Raw genomic sequence first — 17,317 nt, 5'->3', positions numbered from 1 at the left:
ACAGGGCTGCTTTTCCTTATTACTTCTTCAAATCTTCAATTGAATTGACGTTTTTCATGTACTGAGGAACGACCAGACCCATCTTGACGCCTGTCAGACTCGTTCCTACATCTTCATATTTGCCTTTATATTTAGACGCATATGCCTTATGGGTATTCGGAAGCCAAGCAGACAATGACGCATCCGCGCTGCCTGTCGCAATCGCAGTCCACATCGGTCCTGCCTCCACTTGCGTCAGCTTCACGTCATAGCCGAGGTCTTGAAATACTTTTCCGATTACATTCGTACTTGCGATTTCACTGTCCCATGCCACATAAGCCAGGTTGATTTTATCCCCTTTAACTTTATGGGCTCCTTTTGTCCATTGAGCCACTTGATCTTTGTGTTTTTTCACATATTCAGCTGCGGCTTTGGCCGGCTTTTCGCCTTCCTCAACGGCAATCATGACTTCTCCCATATCGTCCTGCGTCCATTTGAACTGGCTGAGAACTTTGGCCGCGTTAGGCTGTTCCTTACTGAAGCCGGTTCTAGTAATCGTATGAATCTGCTCGGCAGTTCCATACGTTTTTTTCGGATCATCAAGGAACTTCAGCTTGTATCTGGAGAACATCCAGTGCGGCGTCCAGCCCGTTACGATGATCGGCTTTTTCCGGTCATATGATTTCTTCAATGTCGCCGTCATGGCAGCACTTGACGCCGTGACGACATTCCAGTCTTTCAATCCGTAATCCTTCACGGCCTCATCCGTCAGGGCCATGATCCCCGATCCCGGATCAATACCGATAATGGTTTTGTTCACCTGGTCCGCAGCCGTTGCCTTACCATCAGTCTGCGAACCGCAGGCAGCCAAAGAAAGAGCCAGCGCAGCGGTAACGCCGACACCGATGATTTTCTTAAGCATCAGGCATTCCCCCTGCTCTTCTTCTTCACTTTAATGTTTTGCGTGATACGGTCGAGTGTAATCGCTACGATAACGATCGCGATACCCGCTTCCACTCCGACACCGGTTTTCAACTGTGTCACGGCGCTGTATACTTCAGAACCGAGACCCGGCGCACCGACCATGGCCGCGATAACGACCATTGACAAAGCAAGCATGATGCTTTGGTTAATACCGGCAAGAATTGTTTTTGTGGCAAGCGGAAGCTGGACCTTGAACAGACGCTGAGACGTCGTTGAACCGAATGCTTCCGTCGCTTCAATCAGATCAGCCGGAACCTGTTTAATACCGAGAACCGTCATGCGGATCGTCGGAGGCATCGCGAAAATAACAGATGCCACGACGCCTGGCACAACCCCGATATTAAAGAAGAAAATTGCAGGCAGCAGATATACGAAAGCCGGCATGGTCTGCATTAAATCCAGAATCGGTGTGACAATGCGGCGGACCGTTTCTTTCTGAGACGCCCATATGCCGATCGGAACCCCGATAATAATGGAAATCAAAACAGATGTGACGACAAGCGCCAACGTTTGCAGCATCGGCGACCAATAACCCAAATAATCAATAACAAGGAATCCGATTAACGTAAAGAGTGCAATTCCTCTCGTACTGATCCACCAAGCGAGAGCTGCAAAAATAACAGTCAATAAAATAGACGGGATGAAACCCAAACCGCTCACAATCGCGTTTACGAAAGCGGCCAAACCGTTTGAGATTCCGTCAAAGAAACCTCCGAACGTCATGGTAAGCCAGTCAACAAACCGGTCAACGATATCTGCTAACGGAATTCTAGGCAATCTGTCCATTTACTTCACCCCCTGAACAGAAGAATCCTGAGCTTGTTCAGCAGAATCTTCAACATTTATATAATCGTTATTTCCTGAAAGCGCGCCGATTAATGCGCCTTTTACGACAATGCCTTTCATGCGGTCCTTATCGTCCGTGACGGCGATCGGAATATTCGCATCAGACACGACATCGAAAATTTCCGTCAAGTACGTGCTTTCGTTTACAGTCGTAAATTCAGTATTTAGAATATCCTGAAGCGATAAGTCGGATTCCACCGCTTTTTTCGCATCCGCCGCGTGAATGACGCCGAGAAGCTGTTTCTGTTTATCAACGGCGTAAATAGAAGAAATACCGAGATTCTTCATGAGCTGCAGCGCTACACGAGGCCCTTTGTCAATCCGCACGGTTTCAGCGCGCTTCATGATGTGACCCGCTGTCAGAACTTTGGATAAATCAACGTCCTCAACGAATTTCTCAACGTATTCATTGGACGGGCTCATCAGAATTTCTTCAGGCGTCCCGATCTGAACGATGTTACCGTCTTTCATCAGCACGATTCTGTCGCCGATGCGCAATGCTTCATCAAGATCATGTGTGATGAAGATGATCGTCTTGCCGACAGAGTCATGAAGGTCTAAAAGCTCATCCTGCATGTCTTTGCGGATCAGCGGATCAAGCGCACTGAAAGCTTCATCCATCAGAAGAATGTCAGGATCATTCGTCAATGCGCGGGCAAGTCCGACACGCTGCTGCATTCCTCCGCTGAGCTGATCAGGGAATTGGTGTTCAAAGCCTTCAAGACCGACAAGTTTAAGCGAATCAAGCGCTTTTTGCTCACGCTCTTTTTTGTCGACGCCTTGGAGCTCCAAACCGTATTCCGTATTTTCAAGAATCGTTCTGTGCGGAAACAGCGCAAATTTTTGAAAGACCATGCTGATTTTTTTCCGGCGCACTTCCCGGAGCTGGTCTTTTGACATATTTGTTATCATGTCACCATCAATATAAATATTCCCGGCAGTCGGTTCAATAAGCCGGTTTAACAGCCGAACTAAAGTTGATTTACCGCTCCCCGATAGACCCATGATGACAAATATCTCACCATCATATACATCAAAATCAGCTTGATTTACCCCAACGGTTGATCCAGTGGCTTTCAGGATCTCTTTTTTTGTCTTTCCGTCGGCAAGCATCTGAACTGCTTTCTTTGTATGTTTCCCAAAAATTTTAGAGACTTTCTCGACTTTTATCTTAATTGGTTTCTCATCTACACTCATATTTTCCCTCCATATTAAGCAATCTTTATTAACGTAACATTTATGTAACATCCCCACAAACAGCATATTTCCTTTTATTCTGTACCATTTCTTTATAAACATCCCCTGTGGCCGTTTGACCTTATTTATGCTTCTAAATACTCTGTTATACTCCTTTATGATTGTATTTTACAGGTGATATTCCGCTCACCTATAGTTGAAAGCGCTTTTAACGGAACTTAATTCCTCTCTTTTCTATAATTGTTCTCCTTTACTGGAAAAATAAGTTGCTTTCCCACCTCCCATTATGTATTATAGTTTCATGACTATGAAACAATCAGATGATCAAATCAGAGCCCAAATCTTTAAAGCACTGTCTGATGAATCGAGGCTTGCCATTATTCGTACGCTTTATTACAGCGGAAAAGAACTCAGCTGCGGTGAAGTAGGTGAAAAATGCGATATTGTCAAAACCACAGCATCCTATCATTTTAAAACGCTGCGGGAAGCGGGATTAACGGCAACCCGGAAAAATTCACGGACAAAATACGTCCGCCTGCGGGAAGAGACATTTCAAACATACCTGCCCGGCTTTTTGGAAACCCTTTAACAAAGGGTTTTCTCTATACATATCTGTTTCATAGTTTCAAAATTATAAAACTATAGGAGTGATAACATTTGAATCGTATTTGGCTTTTCTTCAGTGTGATGTTTGTCATTGGCACGGATACTTTTTTACTTTCTCCGCTTCTCCCGCTTTTACAGAATCAGTTTCATGTCTCTACCGATTTGTCAGGCTGGATGGTCAGTGCTTATGCACTCGGTTATGCGCTATTCGCTTTCATTGCGGGTCCGATCTCAGACAGGCTTAACAGGAAAACAGTCATGCTGTGGGGACTTGCAGGCTTTATTGTATCCACGTTTTTATGCGGCATCGCACCCTCTTTTGCCGCCATGTGCCTGTTCCGTTTTGCCGCAGGCGTTAGCGCTGCGTTTGTGACGCCTCAAATTTGGGCGTCCATCCCTATCCTCGTCCAGCCTTCTCAGGTCATGAAAAGCATGGGGATTGCGACAGCGGGATTGGCCGCTTCACAAATGCTCGGACTGCCGATCGGAGGGTTTTTCGCTTCCTTTACATGGCATACTCCCTTTTTCTTTTTGTCAGCGTGCTCGCTTATTCTTCTATTGATCCTGGCAGCTGTTATGCCTGATATTCGACCTTCTGAACAAACAGCGCGCACGTCAATTGCCGCTCCATATCGGGAGCTGTTTTCGCTGCCGAAGACAGTGGTTATTTTGCTTGCCTATTTCCTCTTTCAAACCGGAAATTTCGCGTCGTTCAGCTTTCTCGGCACTTGGCTTTCTGCGGATTATCATTTAACCGTGTCGCAAATTGGCGCCGCTATGCTTGTACTCGGACTGGGAAATATGCTCGGAAGCCTGATCGGCAGCCGGATTTCAGAAAAGCTGGGCATGTTTAAAACATTGATCGGCGGCATGCTGCTGATGGGCGCTTTCTATTTCGCTCTTCCTTTCTTGCCTAACTTATTTTTTGTAGAAACAAGCTTTTTTCTCACGTTCTTTACAGCTGGCATCATCTTTCCGTTAATGATGGGTGTCTTTCAAGCCATTTCACCGAATGCGCGAGGAACTATCGCTTCCCTTTCCAATGCCGCTATGTATGCAGGTACCACTGTCGGCACATGTGCTGCAGGTTTTTTATATCAAAGCGCACACCATTTCGGAGCCGTCACAGGATTTACAGCCATTCTATTCATCCTGTCTATGACGCTCTACCAGACAACCGGGAATCGCCAATCCGCAGCCCGGGCACACATGTAAAAAAAGCACCTCAATCGCGAGGTGCTTTCCTTATTCAAGCTCAGTTTGTTTTGTTTCTTTCCCCATAATCAAAATACAAGCAACCGCGAGTAAGATGGCAATGCAAAAGATTGAAAAGATGACCGAAAACGAAATATGGCGGGCTGCGAGCGTTCCGACGAGCAGCGGGCCGAAGATGCCGCCGATTCTTCCAAACGCCGCTGTCGTTCCTGAACCTGTTGCGCGAATCGCTGTCGGGTATTGCTCCGGTGTATAGGCATACAGCACGCCCCACGCACCAAGGTTGAAAAACGATAACAGCATGCCAGCCGTAAGCAGAAGGCCTAAGGAATCAGCTGTTCCGAAGAAATAGGCGCTTCCTGCCGTACCGATCAAGTAAATGACGAGTATCCGCTTCCGGCCCGCTTTTTCGATCAGCCATGCAGCGGAAAAATAGCCCGGAAGCTGAGCAAGCGTCATCAGCAGGACATATTCAAAGCTTTGAATCATGCTGAAGCCTTTCATCAGCATGACACTCGGCAGCCATAGGAACATGCCGTAATAAGAAAACACCACGCAAAACCACACGATCGACAGCATCACAGTCGGCCTTATATACTGTCTTGCCCAGACGCTTTTTACATTCTCCCACACCGATTTCTTTTTGGCAGAAAGCGACTCATATTTCGGCGAATCAGGCAGACCCGTCCGCAAGTACAGCGCATAAAAAGCAGTCAGCGCGGTTAACAGCAGGGCAGCCTGCCAGCCGAAGCTTGGGATCACAAAGTAAGAAATCAGTGCCGCTGCGAGCCACCCCGCGGCCCAAAAGCTTTCCAGAAGCACAATCACTCTGCCGCGCTTCTCAGGCACAACCGCTTCCGATACAAGTGTTGAAGCAACTGGGAGCTCTCCGCCAAGCCCCATCCCGATGACAAAACGAAGAATGAGAAATGCTGATAAGCTCGTTACAAAAGCGGAAATGCCGCTTCCGATGGAAAAGCACAAAAGGGTAATGATAAACACTTTTTTGCGGCCGATTCGATCAGCCAGTAAACCAAACAAAAACGCACCCGCTGCCATACCGATGGAATTGACGCTTCCGATCCATTTCATTTGATCGGGCGTTAAATTCCAATCAGTGTGAAGCGCGGCGATAATAAACGATAAAATTCCGACATCCATCGCATCAAACAGCCAGCCCATTCCGGCAATCGCCAGAAGTTTTCGCGGAGTGACGGCAGGTTGTTTGTTCATAAGCAGCACCTCAAATCGAAAATGATTACCGTATAAGTTTACACCTGTCTTTACACATTGTCATTATCTTTTTTCGCAAAAAAATCCCGCTTGCCGTAAGCAAGCGGGATGTGTGTTAATTCTTTAAGACTGCGTTTTTAATATTATCCTGAAGCTGTTGAATCCGTTTCGCGCCGTCTTCTCTGATACGTCTGTTCTCTTCCTCGATCTGTTTCGTTTCCTGCATACCGCTGACAATCGTATTCCAAGACGTTTCAATCGTCTCAATGTCAATGCTCGGACGGCCTGCCATACGGGCAATCTCCACGCTTTGGTTTGAGATGTTTTCAGCGTTGCGCTTCAGCATTTCATTCGTGCGGCGGTCCAGCTCGCTCATTGAATCAGCCACAAGCTTTTGCCGTTTGACTGTGACAGCCTGAATGATGCCGTTTTTAAAAATCGGAATCGTAATAACGAAAGCGGAATTGATTTTCCCGATGAGCTTCGTATTCCCGCGCTGAAGGAGGCGGATCTGCGGCGCCGTTTGCAGCGCCACCATCCGCGCCATATCTAAATCATAGACACGTTCCTCAAGCGCCTGAAGCCCGTCACGAAGCGTATCAAGCTGCATTTGCGCAAGCTGGTTTCCGCCGGCCGCTTTTTCTTCATAAGAAGGAATGAGCGCCTGCATTTCCTCAAGCTTCATCTGCCCGGCAACGACATACTTTTCAAGCTCCATGTAGTAGTTAATGTTGTTTTCATACATCTCTTCTAGCATATGGTTTGTCTTTGCCATTTCATCTTTGTATTTTGAAATTTCGACGTGGATTTTTTCAATTTCTCCGCCCAGGGTGCGGTACTTTTGAAAAATCTTTTCAATCATGCTGTTGCCGCGTTTGAACATTTTAGCGAGAAATCCTTTTGGTTCATCGAAATCATTTTTGTCAAAACGGTCCATAATTTTTCCGAGCTGCGTCAGCATTGTGCCTGAATCCGTGACACTTGTTGTTTTCATCATATTTAAGATGCGGTCGGAGAACTTCGAGATTTCAACTGCCGGTTCTTTTCCGTACTCCAGCAGCTCCATTTGGTTTTTCACGTCAATCTGCTGCGAAATGCGCTGCACTTCAGGGTCTTGGCGCAGCTGCACCCTGATGTCATCTGCTTTTTGTTCAGAAATCTCTTCATTTTTATCAAGAACAAGCGGATTTTGATTTTCTGTCATGTTTATTTACTCTCCCTGCTTTTGCGTAATGGTTCTAAACAGCTTTCTTACGAGTGACGGCTCCTTATATTCCTGCCGAAACACCATGTCCTCCAGCCAATGGACATCAAATTGGCTTTCTTCAATATAATGCTCAATATCTTGATGCCCCGGCGGATTATACAAGATGATATCGACGCCGAATTTATTTAAAAACAACAGAGCGGCGGCGTCAGAACGTGTGAGTTCGCCATTTTGTTCCGTATGATATAAAACGAGTTTCGGAACGGTTTGGGCGTAATCAAACGTCTGAATCAATTGCAGCAGCGAAGCGGGCAGGTTCATCGCCTGGCGGAACAAATAGATTGCGGCATCCCTTGCCTGCTCCCCGGGCAAAGCCTTCAGCCCTGGGTTTCTGCACATGTCAGAAATCACATTGGCGATGGCGTTCTGCACACCTGAAGGCAGATGCTTGTACTGCCAGATGTTGCTTCTTTTCAGCCTGTCCGCGTCAATCGCTCCTTCTTCGTTCAAAACCTGAGTGTAGTGATACTGGTAGTTGGCTTTCAGCTCTTCCGTAAACGGAAAACTGCGGATCATGTGTGTCTCCTGATAGTCCGCGGCGGTATGGAGTCTGTTCCAATATTCTTTCGTATCTTTGGAAACCCCCATCACTTTCGCAAAAAGGTTCGGAACGGCCACCCGCTCCCTGTCCGCTTTAAATTGCGGCCGGATAAACGCCCGCTCCTTCGCAATGAGAAATAACTCATCATACGTCGTTTTTAATGTCACGGACTGCGGGGTATGATCCCTGAACTGCCAAGGCTTATACATCATAGATTCCTCATGGTTCAGCACATGCTCAATTTCTTTCGTTGACCGGTAGGCCGTCGTGGACGTTCTGTCCGGCTTTTCTTTCGGGAATGGCTCAAGGCCGCCTGTTGCGGGGAGCTTTATCACAAAGCTGAGTTCCTCATCCGGATCAATCAAGCTGAACGGATCTTCCGCAGCCGGATGAAACAATAGGACGTCACAGCCGATTAGCATGAGATAATAGAGAAAATAGAGCTGGCTTTTGGCAGCGTCTCCATACCACACCACCTTCGGCATCTCACGCTCTATATCGGCTTGTTCGAGCCATGGATTCAGGTGGTTCAGCGAAAACTTTGACACATCCAAGAGCACACGCCGGAAATCGGGGTGATTCAGCCCGTTTTCATGCCGGTCCGCAAAGGTTTCCAAAAGCGTCATAAACGCGGTTCTCAGCCGGCGGTGCATAAGCGGATCAGCGTGTTTGGCAAGCAGCCTGCCCCCATCGAGAAACGCGACAAATCTGGAAACCGAAAGCCCTTTCTCTTTTTGATTGACCGAATGGATGTGCTGGAGCGCCTGAAACGTTTCAGGCGCGATGGTCTTATCCAGCGTTTCGCTTAACACATGGATGTTTTCATGAGAAGACAGCTCGAAAAGCTTATTGTAATACTCCGTCTCATCATAAGGAGTGCCCAAAATCCGGACGGCAAGCCGGGTAAACGTCAGCCCGTTTTCCCGCTCGTAACCGGGACGTTCCGGCAGCGGCCGCATCAGAAACGTTTCCCAGTCATCGTTTTCCGGCTCGGCCTTTCGGATCACCAATTCTTCCTGCCTCATCATCTTCCTCCTTTCTCTTCATGATTATCGGTACAAAAAAGGAAGGAAATGAACTCTCCCTCCTTTTTTGTTTTATTCTTCTTTAGATGCAGCCGTTTGCTCCTGAACCTGCTTTTGTTTGTTGAAATAGTGGATAATAAACGTTACCACAAACGCAGCGATGATGATTCCGAAGAACACAACGTGCGGCATTTCATAATCAAAGGCGCTCGCCGCCATTTTCACGGCGATAATCCCGATCAGCACGAAAGCCGTGTTTTCAAGCTCAGGGATTTTATCAATTAAAACAAGGAATACTTTTGCGACTGTACGCATCATGAGAATGCCAAGCATACCGCCGATCAAGAGCACCCACACTTTTTCCGATACCGCAAACGCGGCCAAAATGCTGTCAACAGAGAAGGCCAGATCCATTAACTCAACTGAAACGACAGTGGCCCAGAAAATTCCGAACGTACGGACCATCCATGAATTTTTCTTCATGCCTTCCGTATCGTCATCACCTTCTCCGATCCAGAAATGCTTAATGACGAGCCAAGCCAGGTACAGCGCGCCAAGCACTTTGATCCACCAGAACTTAATGAGCAGCATTCCGATCCCGATAAAGATAAAACGGAAAATATATGCCCCGAACAATCCGTATGTTAATGCTTTCTTCCGCTGTTTTTCAGGCAGATGCCTTACCATAACCGCAAGCACTAACGCATTGTCGGCCGACAGCAGCCCTTCCAGCAGAACCAAGGAACCGATCAGCCCCCATGATACAGGGTCAGTCAGCACCTCACCCCACATTTTCCAATCAAAAAAGGAAGCGTAGGTCGACATAATATGATGTAGAAAATCCAAGTTTTTTCCTCCTATTTAGTAAAACGGTAATTTCCTGTTTACACCTGCAAGCCGTAATTCCGGCAAAGTGATGCCAGACCGCCGGAAAACCCGCTGCCGATGGCGTTAAACTTCCACTCAGCCCCATGGCGGTAAAGCTCACAAACGACAACCGCCGTTTCAATCGAGAAGTCCTCCCCTAAATCGAAACGAAGCAGTTCATTCTGGCTGTTTTCATCGACGACGCGCACGAACGCGTTAGACACTTGTCCGAAATTTTGGCCGCGCGCTTCCGCATCATGAATCGTGACGGTGATGCCGATCTTTTCAATATTTGCGGGTATTTTTGAGAAGTCGACGATAATTTGTTCATCGTCTCCCTCGCCCTCGCCCGTCCGGTTGTCTCCCGTATGGATGACGCCCCCGCTTGGGTGTTCCAGGTTATTGTAGAAAACAAAATCAAGATCATTTACACAGTTGTCATGGGCATCGACAAGAAAAGCCGACGCGTCAAGGTCAAAGTCATGCCCTCCGGAGTACTTGTTCGTATCCCAGCCTAAGCCGATCACCGCTTTTGTAAGGCCGGGGTTCGTTTTTGTCAGATCAACACGCTGTCCTTTCGATAATTGAATAGCCATGTGCCGTCCTCTCCCTTCTGTGTTTGATATGGTTCAGCCGATTTGCAGGCCGTAATCTGTCGCAATACGGGCCAGTCCGCCTTGGTAGCCTGAGCCGATCGCGGAAAATTTCCATTCACCGTTATGTCTGTAAAGCTCCCCTGCGATAATGGCTGTTTCAATTGAGAAATCTTCAGCCAGATCGTAGCGGATCAGCTCTTCATTTGTCTCTTCATTGACAATGCGCACGAACGCGTTGGAAACTTGTCCGAAGTTTTGGCCGCGCGCTTCGGCTTCATGAATCGTGATGACGAATGAGATTTTGTCAATAGCGGCAGGCACCGCGCTCAGGTTGACTCTTACGCTTTCGTCATCGCCCTCGCCCTGGCCTGTCAGGTTGTCTCCTGAATGTGCGACAGAGCCGTTTCCGCCTTCAAGCTGATTATAGAAAATGAAATCATCGGGCGACGCGCATCTTCCTGCTTCATTTAGTAGAAAGACGCTGGAATCTAAATCAAAATCATGTCCGCCGTCGTATTTGTTTGTATCCCAGCCAAGGCCGACAACGACTTTAGAAAGACCCGGATTTGTTTTCGTCAAATCTACTTTTTGTCCTTTTGCCAATGAAATTGCCATGTGAGCACTCTCCTTTTTATCGTTTAGGCGTATCGGTTAACGATATCGCCGATTTTTGTATCGTTTGTGCCTTCTCCTACTGCGGCGAATTTCCACTCGCCGTCCTCGCGGTAGATTTCAGCCGCAATCAGGCTCGTTCTGCCTGAATAGTTATCTCTTAAATTGTAAGTCACCAGTTCTTCCCGATTAGCCTGATCAACGACGCGGATGAACGCGTTTTGAATCATGCCGAAGTCCTGTTTACGTCTGACGCAGTCGTAAATATTGACGACAAACACAAGTTTATTAATCTGAGCGGGCACTTTCGCCAAATCGATGAGAATTTGTTCATCATCGCCGTCGCCTTCACCTGTCAGGTTGTCACCCGTATGTACGACACCGCCGCAGCGGCTTTTCAGATTGCCGAAATAGATGACGTTTTTGCTGTCTGTCATTTTATCATTTTCAAGCATCAGTACGGAAGCGTCACAGTCGATATTGGCACCGCCTCCGCCGAACAGCTTTCCGAAAAAGCCCCCGGATGATACAGGGTCCCAGCCGAGTCCGACCAGCAGTTTTGACAGGCCGGCTTTTCCTTTTGTTAAATCAATCCGCTGTCCTTTTTGTAAAGAGATCGCCATATGATTCACTCCTATTCTGTAAGGGTGCCGCTAAGCACGCCGCAAGTGCGCATTTTTACTAAATTCCGGGACAAGAATCCCGGTGTTTATTAAGATATACGTCTTTTATTATATCAAAGTTTCATAAAACATAAGAATTTTTGGCGAAAATCGGCGAAAAATCACTTCCTATATTCTCCTTCGTTCCGGAGAGAATAGAAAAAACAAAGAAATTGACGGGGACTGAACATTTTTCCTATCCTTGTATCAAAACATGTCAGGAAAGGGGCAGACGAGTGATTGATTTAAGCATACTTGATCAGGCGCCCGTATCCAAAGGAAACGGGCCGCACGAGACGCTCCGCCATTCCGCGGAGCTCGCCCGCCTCAGCGAAGGTTGGGGCTATAAGCGGTACTGGTTTGCCGAGCATCACGGCACAAGAGGGCTCGCAAGCGTTTCGCCGGAAATTATGATCGCTCATACCGCCGCAGCTACAACATCCATCCGTGTCGGATCAGGCGGCGTGCTGCTGCCGCAGTACAGCCCCTATAAAGTCGCGGAAACTTTCCGTCAGCTTGAGGCGCTGCACCCGAACCGGATTGACCTTGGGGTCGGACGCTCACCGGGCGGTACAACGAAAATCCGGCTCGCCCTCACAGACGGGGTAAAGAAAAGCATGACCGAGTTTAATAGGCAGCTTCAGGATTTATCATCCTTTCTGACAGATTCGGTTCCCTCGGACCATGCTTATGCAGGAATAAAAACAGCGCCTTTGATTGAAACAGCCCCGCAGCTTTGGGTGCTCGGCCTCGGGGAAAACAGCGCCAGACGCGCCGCTCTTCAAGGTGCGGGCTATGTCTTCGGCCATTTCATTAATCCGGAACGCGGGGAAAAAGCGTTTCAGATCTATCGGAACCATTTCCGGGCCTCCGCCCATTTTTCCGCTCCCGCCTCGCTCTGTGCCATTTTCGTCATATGCGCGGCTACGGATGAGAAAGCGGAAGAACTTGCGTTAAGCCAGGATTTATGGCTTCTTCGTGTCGGAAAAGGCGCCGACAGCCGCGTGCCGAGTGTGGAAGAAGCGAAGGCTTATCCGTATTCGCCCGAGGACCGTAAACAGATAGAAGAAAACAGGAAGCGGATGGTGATCGGCTCTCCTGCCGCAGTGAAACGCCGTCTGCTTGAACTTTCCGAGCGGTATCAGACAAAAGAGATGATGGTGCTGTGCAACGTCTTTGATTTCGAAGCAAAAAAAGAGTCATATGAGCGTCTTGCTGATATATTTCTGTAAAAAAAAGCCGTCAAACGGAGCAGCAGATGAGACTGCTGCTCCGCTTAACGGCGGTTTTTTCGTTCTTTTCCTTTTTTAAACGCATTCCAAATCCCCTGCAGCGTAAACCCGAGCAGAAGCAGAATGATTAACAGTAAAGTGATTGACGGCCCTGGAGGCGTTCCGAGCTGGTACGAAGACGTCAGCCCCATGAACACACTGAAAAGAGAAATAATAATGGCTGCCGCAAACACCCATTTAAACCCTTTGGCGATACGGATTGCAAAAGCCGCGGGCAGTACGAGGAGCGCCGAAACGAGAAGCACACCGATAATCGGAATAATGACCGAAATCGCCAGCCCCGTCACGATGCTGAATGACATTGACAGCAGGTTTGTGTTAATGCCTGATGTCTTCGCCGTCGCCTCGTCAAAGGTAAGAAGATAGAGCGGTCTGTTTAATATAATGAAATAAAGCAGAATCAGCAGGGTAATGCCTCCGATAATATAGACCTGCTGCTGGCTGACCGTGACAAGCGATCCAAATAAATATTGATCGATGCTCATCGACGCGCCGCCTTTTGACAGGCTGATCAGAAACATCGCAAACGACAGCCCGGCCGCCATTAAAATTGCGATAGATACCTCTGAATATGTACGGTACGCCCGCCGCATGTATTCAATGCCGATCGCTCCGATCGTGACGACAACAATGCTCGCCGCCGTAATATTGGTACTGAGAAAAAAACCGATGGCCACGCCCGACAATGAAATATGAGACAGCGTATCCGCCATCAGCGCCTGTCTTCTCAGCACGAGATATACGCCTAATATCGGCGCCATAATTCCGATCATGCTTCCCGCTAGAAAAGCTCGTCGCATGAATTCCAAGTCAAACATTTCCATCCGCCTTTTTCCCCCCTCTCAAGCCGTATGACTTTATCCAGATACTGCTGTACTTCGTTTTGTTCGTGTGTCACCATGACGACGGTGCGGTTGTGATTTTTCACTTGATGGTGCATAAATTCGTAGAAACCCTGTCTGCTTTCATAATCAACCGCGGTTGTCGGCTCATCAAGCATCAGCAGATCCGGATTGCTCGCAAGCATTCTCGCAATGCAGATTTTCTGCTTCTGTCCGCCGGATAAATCGCCGATTTTCCGGTGGCGGAAATCCCACATTTCCACCATCTTCAGCGCGTTTTCCACCTCGTGGTGATCCGTTTCGTTCAATCGTTTAAACCATTTTCCTTTCGTATAACGGCCTGATTGCACAAGCTCCAGAACCGTGCTTGGGAATCCTGCGTTAAATGAAGAAATCTGCTGCGGAACATAGCCGATTGTCAGGCGTTTTCCGGCTGCGTTTTTTTTACTGATCTCGGCCGTTCCTTCCCAAGGTCTGAGCATGCCGAGCATGACTTTCATGAGCGTCGATTTTGACGCGCCGTTCGGTCCTGTAATGCCGACGAATTCGCCGCTTTTGATTTCCAGCGACACGCCGTCAAGCACCGGTGTATGCGAATAACCAAAAACGATATCCTGTAATGTAACGAGATTCATGCTGACCTTCCTTTCCCGCATAGAAATAGTGTGCACCCCGCGGCGCACACTATGTTATTTAACCAATAGCGAATCTTTCAGTGCATCAAGGTTTTTCTCCATAATGTCGATATAACCGATGCCTTTATCCCGTTCTTTTTGGCTTAAACCTTCCAGTGTATTGAGCACTTCCGTTTTCGCGCCGATTTCACCGGCAAGTGTATCTGCAACTTTAGGCGATGCAACTTCTTCAAAGTAGATGATCTTCACATCATGCTTTTTGGCAAACGTTTTGAGATCCGCCAGTTTGGCCGCACTCGGCTCTTCTTCAGGAGAAAGGCCTGCAATCGCGACTTGTTTTAAGCCGTATTCTTTGGCGAGATAGCTGAATGCCGCGTGCTGTGTGATCAGTTCTTTTTTAGCCGCTTTATTTAATGTTGTACGGTATAGTTTATCAAGATCCTGCAGTTTTGCAATATATTCTTTACTATTTTTCTCATAGTATGCTTTATTCTTCGGGTCCTGTTTTACGATCTGCGCCGTAATGGTTTTGACCTCTTTTTGCGCAAGAACCGGGCTGAGCCACACGTGAGGGTCCATGCTGTGGCTGTGGTCATGACCGCCGTGTCCATGTTCCTCTTCATCCGAACCTTCGAGTAAGTCAATTCCTTTTGACGCCTTTACAAACTTCGCATGATCAGAGCCCATGCTTTTTTCCGCTGAAGGAACCCATGTCTCCATATATTCGCTGTTGTATACGAAAAGATCGGCGTTTTGAATGCCGGCGATATCCTTCGGCGTCGGCTCCCAATCATGGGGTTCGACCGAAGACGGGATGAGAATGTCTACATCGCCTTTGTCTTTGACAATTTGTTTCGTGAATTCGTACATAGGATAAAAGGTCGTCACGACGTGCAGTTTGCCGCTTTTTGAAGAACCTGACGAACCTTTTGAAGATGAATTGCCGCAGCCCGCCGCGATTAAAAAGCATGCCGCAATGACAATGATTCCGCTCCATTTTTTAAACAAGCCGTTTCCCCCTGTTCTGTAAATCAGAATGATGACGATTTCCAAAGCGTACTTTCTCGTTCATTTGTTACCTATACCATAATAAAACGAAGTAATTACGTTTTGCAAGATTTTTTTCTAAATTGATATCCGATTTACCTAAAAAGCCCCCGCCATGTATGGACGGGGGCGTCATATCACATATCAGGCAAGCAGATAAACTCTTGTTTCGTATGGGCGGAATGTGATGCGGGATCCCGTGCCGCCGTCATTTTCATAGTTGCTGAGAAGCAGCTCGGCCCTTTCAGGTTCGGAGCCATCCGGCCAATAAAAGACGGCTTCTTCTTTCGATACGTTGCTGATGGACATGAGTTTTTGTCCGTTTGCCTGTCTTTCATACACAAACAGCTGCGGGTCATCAGGAAGCAGCAGCGTGTAGCTGCCTTTTATGATATCAGCATACTGTTTTCGCAGGCGGATCAGTTTTTTGTAAAAGTTCAATATAGAGTCGGGATCATCCTGAGCCTCGGCCGCATTGACGGTTTTGTAATTGGGATTGACCTTGAGCCACGGTTCGCCCTCCGTAAATCCGGCATTCTTGCTGCCGTCCCACTGCATCGGTGTACGGGCATGGTCCCGGCTTTTCGCCATAATGGACGCCATGACTTCTTCCCTGTTGCTGCCCATTTCAAATACCCTTTTATGATACATATTGACGGTCTGAATATCTTGATAATCCTCTATTCTGTCAAACGGAGCGTTTGTCATGCCGATTTCTTCCCCCTGGTAAATGTACTGCGTGCCTTTCATGAAATAAAGCAGGGCGGCAAGCATTTTAGCGGATGCTTTGCGGTATGTGCCTTCGTCTCCGAAACGGGACACGATCCGGGGCTGGTCATGATTGCACCAATACAGCGTATTCCAGCCTCGATGTTCCAGTTTTTCCTGCCAGTCTGTGAGCACTTTCTTCAAATCGGATAGCTCAAGCGGTTTTACATCCCAATGCTCTTGGCCCGGCTTTTGATCAAGCTCCATATGCTGAAAATGAAAAATCATATTCAGTTCATGCTCATCGGTTCCCGTGTAGACGAGCCCTTCCTCAGGCGTCACTGATCCGGCCTCGCCGACCGACATCACGTTATATTTGGAAAATACCTCTTTCGTCATTTCTTTTAAGTAATCATGTATCCGTGCCCCGTTTGGCCGGAAAGGCTTCGGATCGGCCCGGCGGGCGATGTAATCTTCATATGGCGGCAAATATTCTTTTTTTGACAGGAGATGGAGCTGGTCTATACGCAATCCGTCCACGCCTTTATCGAGCCAAAATCTCATCATCTCGTACACTGATTGCCGAACCTCTGGATTTTCCCAATTCAGATCGGCTTGTTTGACGGCGTTCATATGCAGGTAATATTCGCCCGTATGTTCTTCGTACTGCCAGACGGATTGTCCGTAATCCGACACCCAATCGGTCGGCGGTCCGTCCGCGGTGCCCGGCCGCCAAATATAATAGTCGCGGTATTTGCTGTCCGGATTCATTTCCGCCTCTTTGAACCAGGGATGCTCCGTGGAGGTATGATTTAAGACGAAATCCATCACAAGCTTTAATCCGCGGCTGCGGCATTCTGTAAGCAGATCGTGAAAGTCCTCCATCGTTCCGTAAGATTCCATAATTGCTTGATGATCCGTCACATCGTAGCCGTTATCGACGTTTGGCGACGGGTAAATCGGGCAGATCCATATCACATCAGCGCCAAGTTCTTTTATATAATCGAGACGCGCGATAATCCCCCGCAGGTCGCCAATGCCGTCGCCGTTCGTATCTTGAAAGCTTCGCGGATAGATTTGATAGACAACGGCGTCTTTCCACCAGTCATTCGCCATCTTGCGATCCCCCTGTTTTTTTAGAAAACCATTTCCTTTATGACCCT

The 17,317-nt window shown here is 47.8% G+C and carries 17 protein-coding genes; 3 read left to right on the top strand and 14 right to left on the bottom strand.

Annotated elements, in window-relative coordinates; genetic code table 11:
• Positions 1–19: 19 nt before the first annotated feature.
• From SB847_RS16815 to opuAA, 3 genes are read right to left on the bottom strand one after another with little or no spacing between them, the layout of a single operon-like run.
• On the bottom strand, positions 20–901 hold the full coding sequence (locus SB847_RS16815) for a glycine betaine ABC transporter substrate-binding protein (RefSeq protein WP_007409051.1): 882 nt from the start codon (positions 899–901) through the stop codon (positions 20–22).
• Positions 901–1,749: a glycine/proline betaine ABC transporter permease subunit OpuAB gene (opuAB, locus tag SB847_RS16810; RefSeq protein ID WP_003156639.1), complete on the bottom strand. Its 849-nt coding sequence runs from the start codon at positions 1,747–1,749 to the stop codon at positions 901–903. Before opuAB ends, SB847_RS16815 begins: the two co-directional genes overlap by 1 nt.
• Positions 1,750–3,006 carry a glycine/proline betaine ABC transporter ATP-binding protein OpuAA gene (opuAA, locus tag SB847_RS16805; protein ID WP_410578134.1) on the bottom strand — a complete coding sequence of 419 codons (1,257 nt, stop codon included), beginning with the start codon at positions 3,004–3,006 and terminating at the stop codon, positions 1,750–1,752.
• 286 nt (positions 3,007–3,292) lie between these two features.
• On the opposite strand from opuAA, the gene SB847_RS16800 reads away from it, so the two are divergent.
• Positions 3,293–3,595 carry an ArsR/SmtB family transcription factor gene (locus tag SB847_RS16800; protein WP_410578132.1) on the top strand — a complete coding sequence of 101 codons (303 nt, stop codon included), beginning with the start codon at positions 3,293–3,295 and terminating at the stop codon, positions 3,593–3,595.
• A gap of 68 nt (positions 3,596–3,663) precedes the next feature.
• The gene (locus tag SB847_RS16795; RefSeq protein ID WP_410578131.1) at positions 3,664–4,827 is read left to right on the top strand and encodes an MFS transporter; all 1,164 of its coding nucleotides are present in this window, start codon (positions 3,664–3,666) and stop codon (positions 4,825–4,827) included.
• 30 nt (positions 4,828–4,857) lie between these two features.
• Here the strand turns inward: SB847_RS16795 and niaP are convergent, their stop codons facing one another.
• From niaP to SB847_RS16760, 7 genes are all read right to left on the bottom strand, one after another.
• Positions 4,858–6,060, bottom strand: coding sequence for a niacin permease NiaP (gene niaP / locus SB847_RS16790; RefSeq protein WP_071392163.1), 1,203 nt, complete (start codon positions 6,058–6,060; stop codon positions 4,858–4,860).
• A gap of 115 nt (positions 6,061–6,175) precedes the next feature.
• Entirely contained in the window at positions 6,176–7,264 is a 1,089-nt protein-coding gene (locus tag SB847_RS16785; protein ID WP_410578128.1) for a toxic anion resistance protein, read from the bottom strand.
• A 6-nt stretch (positions 7,265–7,270) separates the two neighbouring features.
• Complete coding sequence (locus SB847_RS16780; protein WP_410578126.1) at positions 7,271–8,893, bottom strand: YceG family protein; 1,623 nt, start codon at positions 8,891–8,893, stop codon at positions 7,271–7,273.
• Positions 8,894–8,965: 72 nt separating this feature from the next.
• Positions 8,966–9,739, bottom strand: coding sequence for a TerC family protein (locus SB847_RS16775; protein WP_003156644.1), 774 nt, complete (start codon positions 9,737–9,739; stop codon positions 8,966–8,968).
• Positions 9,740–9,777: 38 nt separating this feature from the next.
• Positions 9,778–10,356, bottom strand: a complete 579-nt coding sequence (locus SB847_RS16770; protein ID WP_032872756.1) for a TerD family protein — start codon at positions 10,354–10,356, stop codon at positions 9,778–9,780.
• Positions 10,357–10,389: 33 nt separating this feature from the next.
• Positions 10,390–10,971, bottom strand: coding sequence for a TerD family protein (locus SB847_RS16765; protein ID WP_003156648.1), 582 nt, complete (start codon positions 10,969–10,971; stop codon positions 10,390–10,392).
• Positions 10,972–10,994: 23 nt separating this feature from the next.
• Positions 10,995–11,591: a TerD family protein gene (locus SB847_RS16760; protein WP_003156649.1), complete on the bottom strand. Its 597-nt coding sequence runs from the start codon at positions 11,589–11,591 to the stop codon at positions 10,995–10,997.
• Positions 11,592–11,866: 275 nt separating this feature from the next.
• Here SB847_RS16760 and SB847_RS16755 point away from each other — a divergent pair, with 275 nt between their 5' ends.
• Positions 11,867–12,862: an LLM class flavin-dependent oxidoreductase gene (locus tag SB847_RS16755; protein WP_410578124.1), complete on the top strand. Its 996-nt coding sequence runs from the start codon at positions 11,867–11,869 to the stop codon at positions 12,860–12,862.
• Positions 12,863–12,906: 44 nt separating this feature from the next.
• Here SB847_RS16755 and SB847_RS16750 read toward each other — a convergent pair whose 3' ends face one another.
• The 4 genes from SB847_RS16750 to SB847_RS16735 all read right to left on the bottom strand — a co-directional run bounded on the left by SB847_RS16750 (position 12,907) and on the right by SB847_RS16735 (position 17,270).
• Complete coding sequence (locus SB847_RS16750) at positions 12,907–13,746, bottom strand: metal ABC transporter permease (RefSeq protein WP_007409044.1); 840 nt, start codon at positions 13,744–13,746, stop codon at positions 12,907–12,909.
• Positions 13,704–14,399 (bottom strand): metal ABC transporter ATP-binding protein, encoded by a 696-nt coding sequence (locus tag SB847_RS16745; RefSeq protein ID WP_003156655.1) that lies wholly within the window; start codon positions 14,397–14,399, stop codon positions 13,704–13,706. Before SB847_RS16745 ends, SB847_RS16750 begins: the two co-directional genes overlap by 43 nt.
• A gap of 54 nt (positions 14,400–14,453) precedes the next feature.
• Complete coding sequence (locus SB847_RS16740) at positions 14,454–15,407, bottom strand: metal ABC transporter substrate-binding protein (protein ID WP_410578122.1); 954 nt, start codon at positions 15,405–15,407, stop codon at positions 14,454–14,456.
• Positions 15,408–15,590: 183 nt separating this feature from the next.
• On the bottom strand, positions 15,591–17,270 hold the full coding sequence (locus tag SB847_RS16735; RefSeq protein WP_410578120.1) for a glycoside hydrolase family 13 protein: 1,680 nt from the start codon (positions 17,268–17,270) through the stop codon (positions 15,591–15,593).
• Positions 17,271–17,317: the final 47 nt, after the last annotated feature.

This window comes from Bacillus sp. SIMBA_026 (assembly GCF_046535335.1).
Classification (GTDB): Bacteria; Bacillota; Bacilli; order Bacillales; family Bacillaceae; genus Bacillus; species Bacillus velezensis.
Note: the sequence above shows the minus strand (reverse complement) of the source record. Positions and strands in the feature narration are given on the sequence as shown.

What these genes read in the sequence shown, in the direction of transcription:
- SB847_RS16785 (WP_410578128.1), bottom strand. Translation starts at nt 7,264, where the DNA reads ATGACAGAAAATCAAAATCCGCTTGTTCTTGATAAAAATGAAGAGATT.
- SB847_RS16760 (WP_003156649.1), bottom strand. Translation starts at nt 11,591, where the DNA reads ATGGCGATCTCTTTACAAAAAGGACAGCGGATTGATTTAACAAAAGGA.
- SB847_RS16770 (WP_032872756.1), bottom strand. Translation starts at nt 10,356, where the DNA reads ATGGCTATTCAATTATCGAAAGGACAGCGTGTTGATCTGACAAAAACG.
- opuAA (WP_410578134.1), bottom strand. Translation starts at nt 3,006, where the DNA reads ATGAGTGTAGATGAGAAACCAATTAAGATAAAAGTCGAGAAAGTCTCT.
- SB847_RS16800 (WP_410578132.1), top strand. Translation starts at nt 3,293, where the DNA reads ATGTATTATAGTTTCATGACTATGAAACAATCAGATGATCAAATCAGA.
- SB847_RS16745 (WP_003156655.1), bottom strand. Translation starts at nt 14,399, where the DNA reads ATGAATCTCGTTACATTACAGGATATCGTTTTTGGTTATTCGCATACA.
- opuAB (WP_003156639.1), bottom strand. Translation starts at nt 1,749, where the DNA reads ATGGACAGATTGCCTAGAATTCCGTTAGCAGATATCGTTGACCGGTTT.
- niaP (WP_071392163.1), bottom strand. Translation starts at nt 6,060, where the DNA reads ATGAACAAACAACCTGCCGTCACTCCGCGAAAACTTCTGGCGATTGCC.
- SB847_RS16750 (WP_007409044.1), bottom strand. Translation starts at nt 13,746, where the DNA reads ATGGAAATGTTTGACTTGGAATTCATGCGACGAGCTTTTCTAGCGGGA.
- SB847_RS16735 (WP_410578120.1), bottom strand. Translation starts at nt 17,270, where the DNA reads ATGGCGAATGACTGGTGGAAAGACGCCGTTGTCTATCAAATCTATCCG.
- SB847_RS16815 (WP_007409051.1), bottom strand. Translation starts at nt 901, where the DNA reads ATGCTTAAGAAAATCATCGGTGTCGGCGTTACCGCTGCGCTGGCTCTT.
- SB847_RS16765 (WP_003156648.1), bottom strand. Translation starts at nt 10,971, where the DNA reads ATGGCAATTTCATTGGCAAAAGGACAAAAAGTAGATTTGACGAAAACA.
- SB847_RS16780 (WP_410578126.1), bottom strand. Translation starts at nt 8,893, where the DNA reads ATGAGGCAGGAAGAATTGGTGATCCGAAAGGCCGAGCCGGAAAACGAT.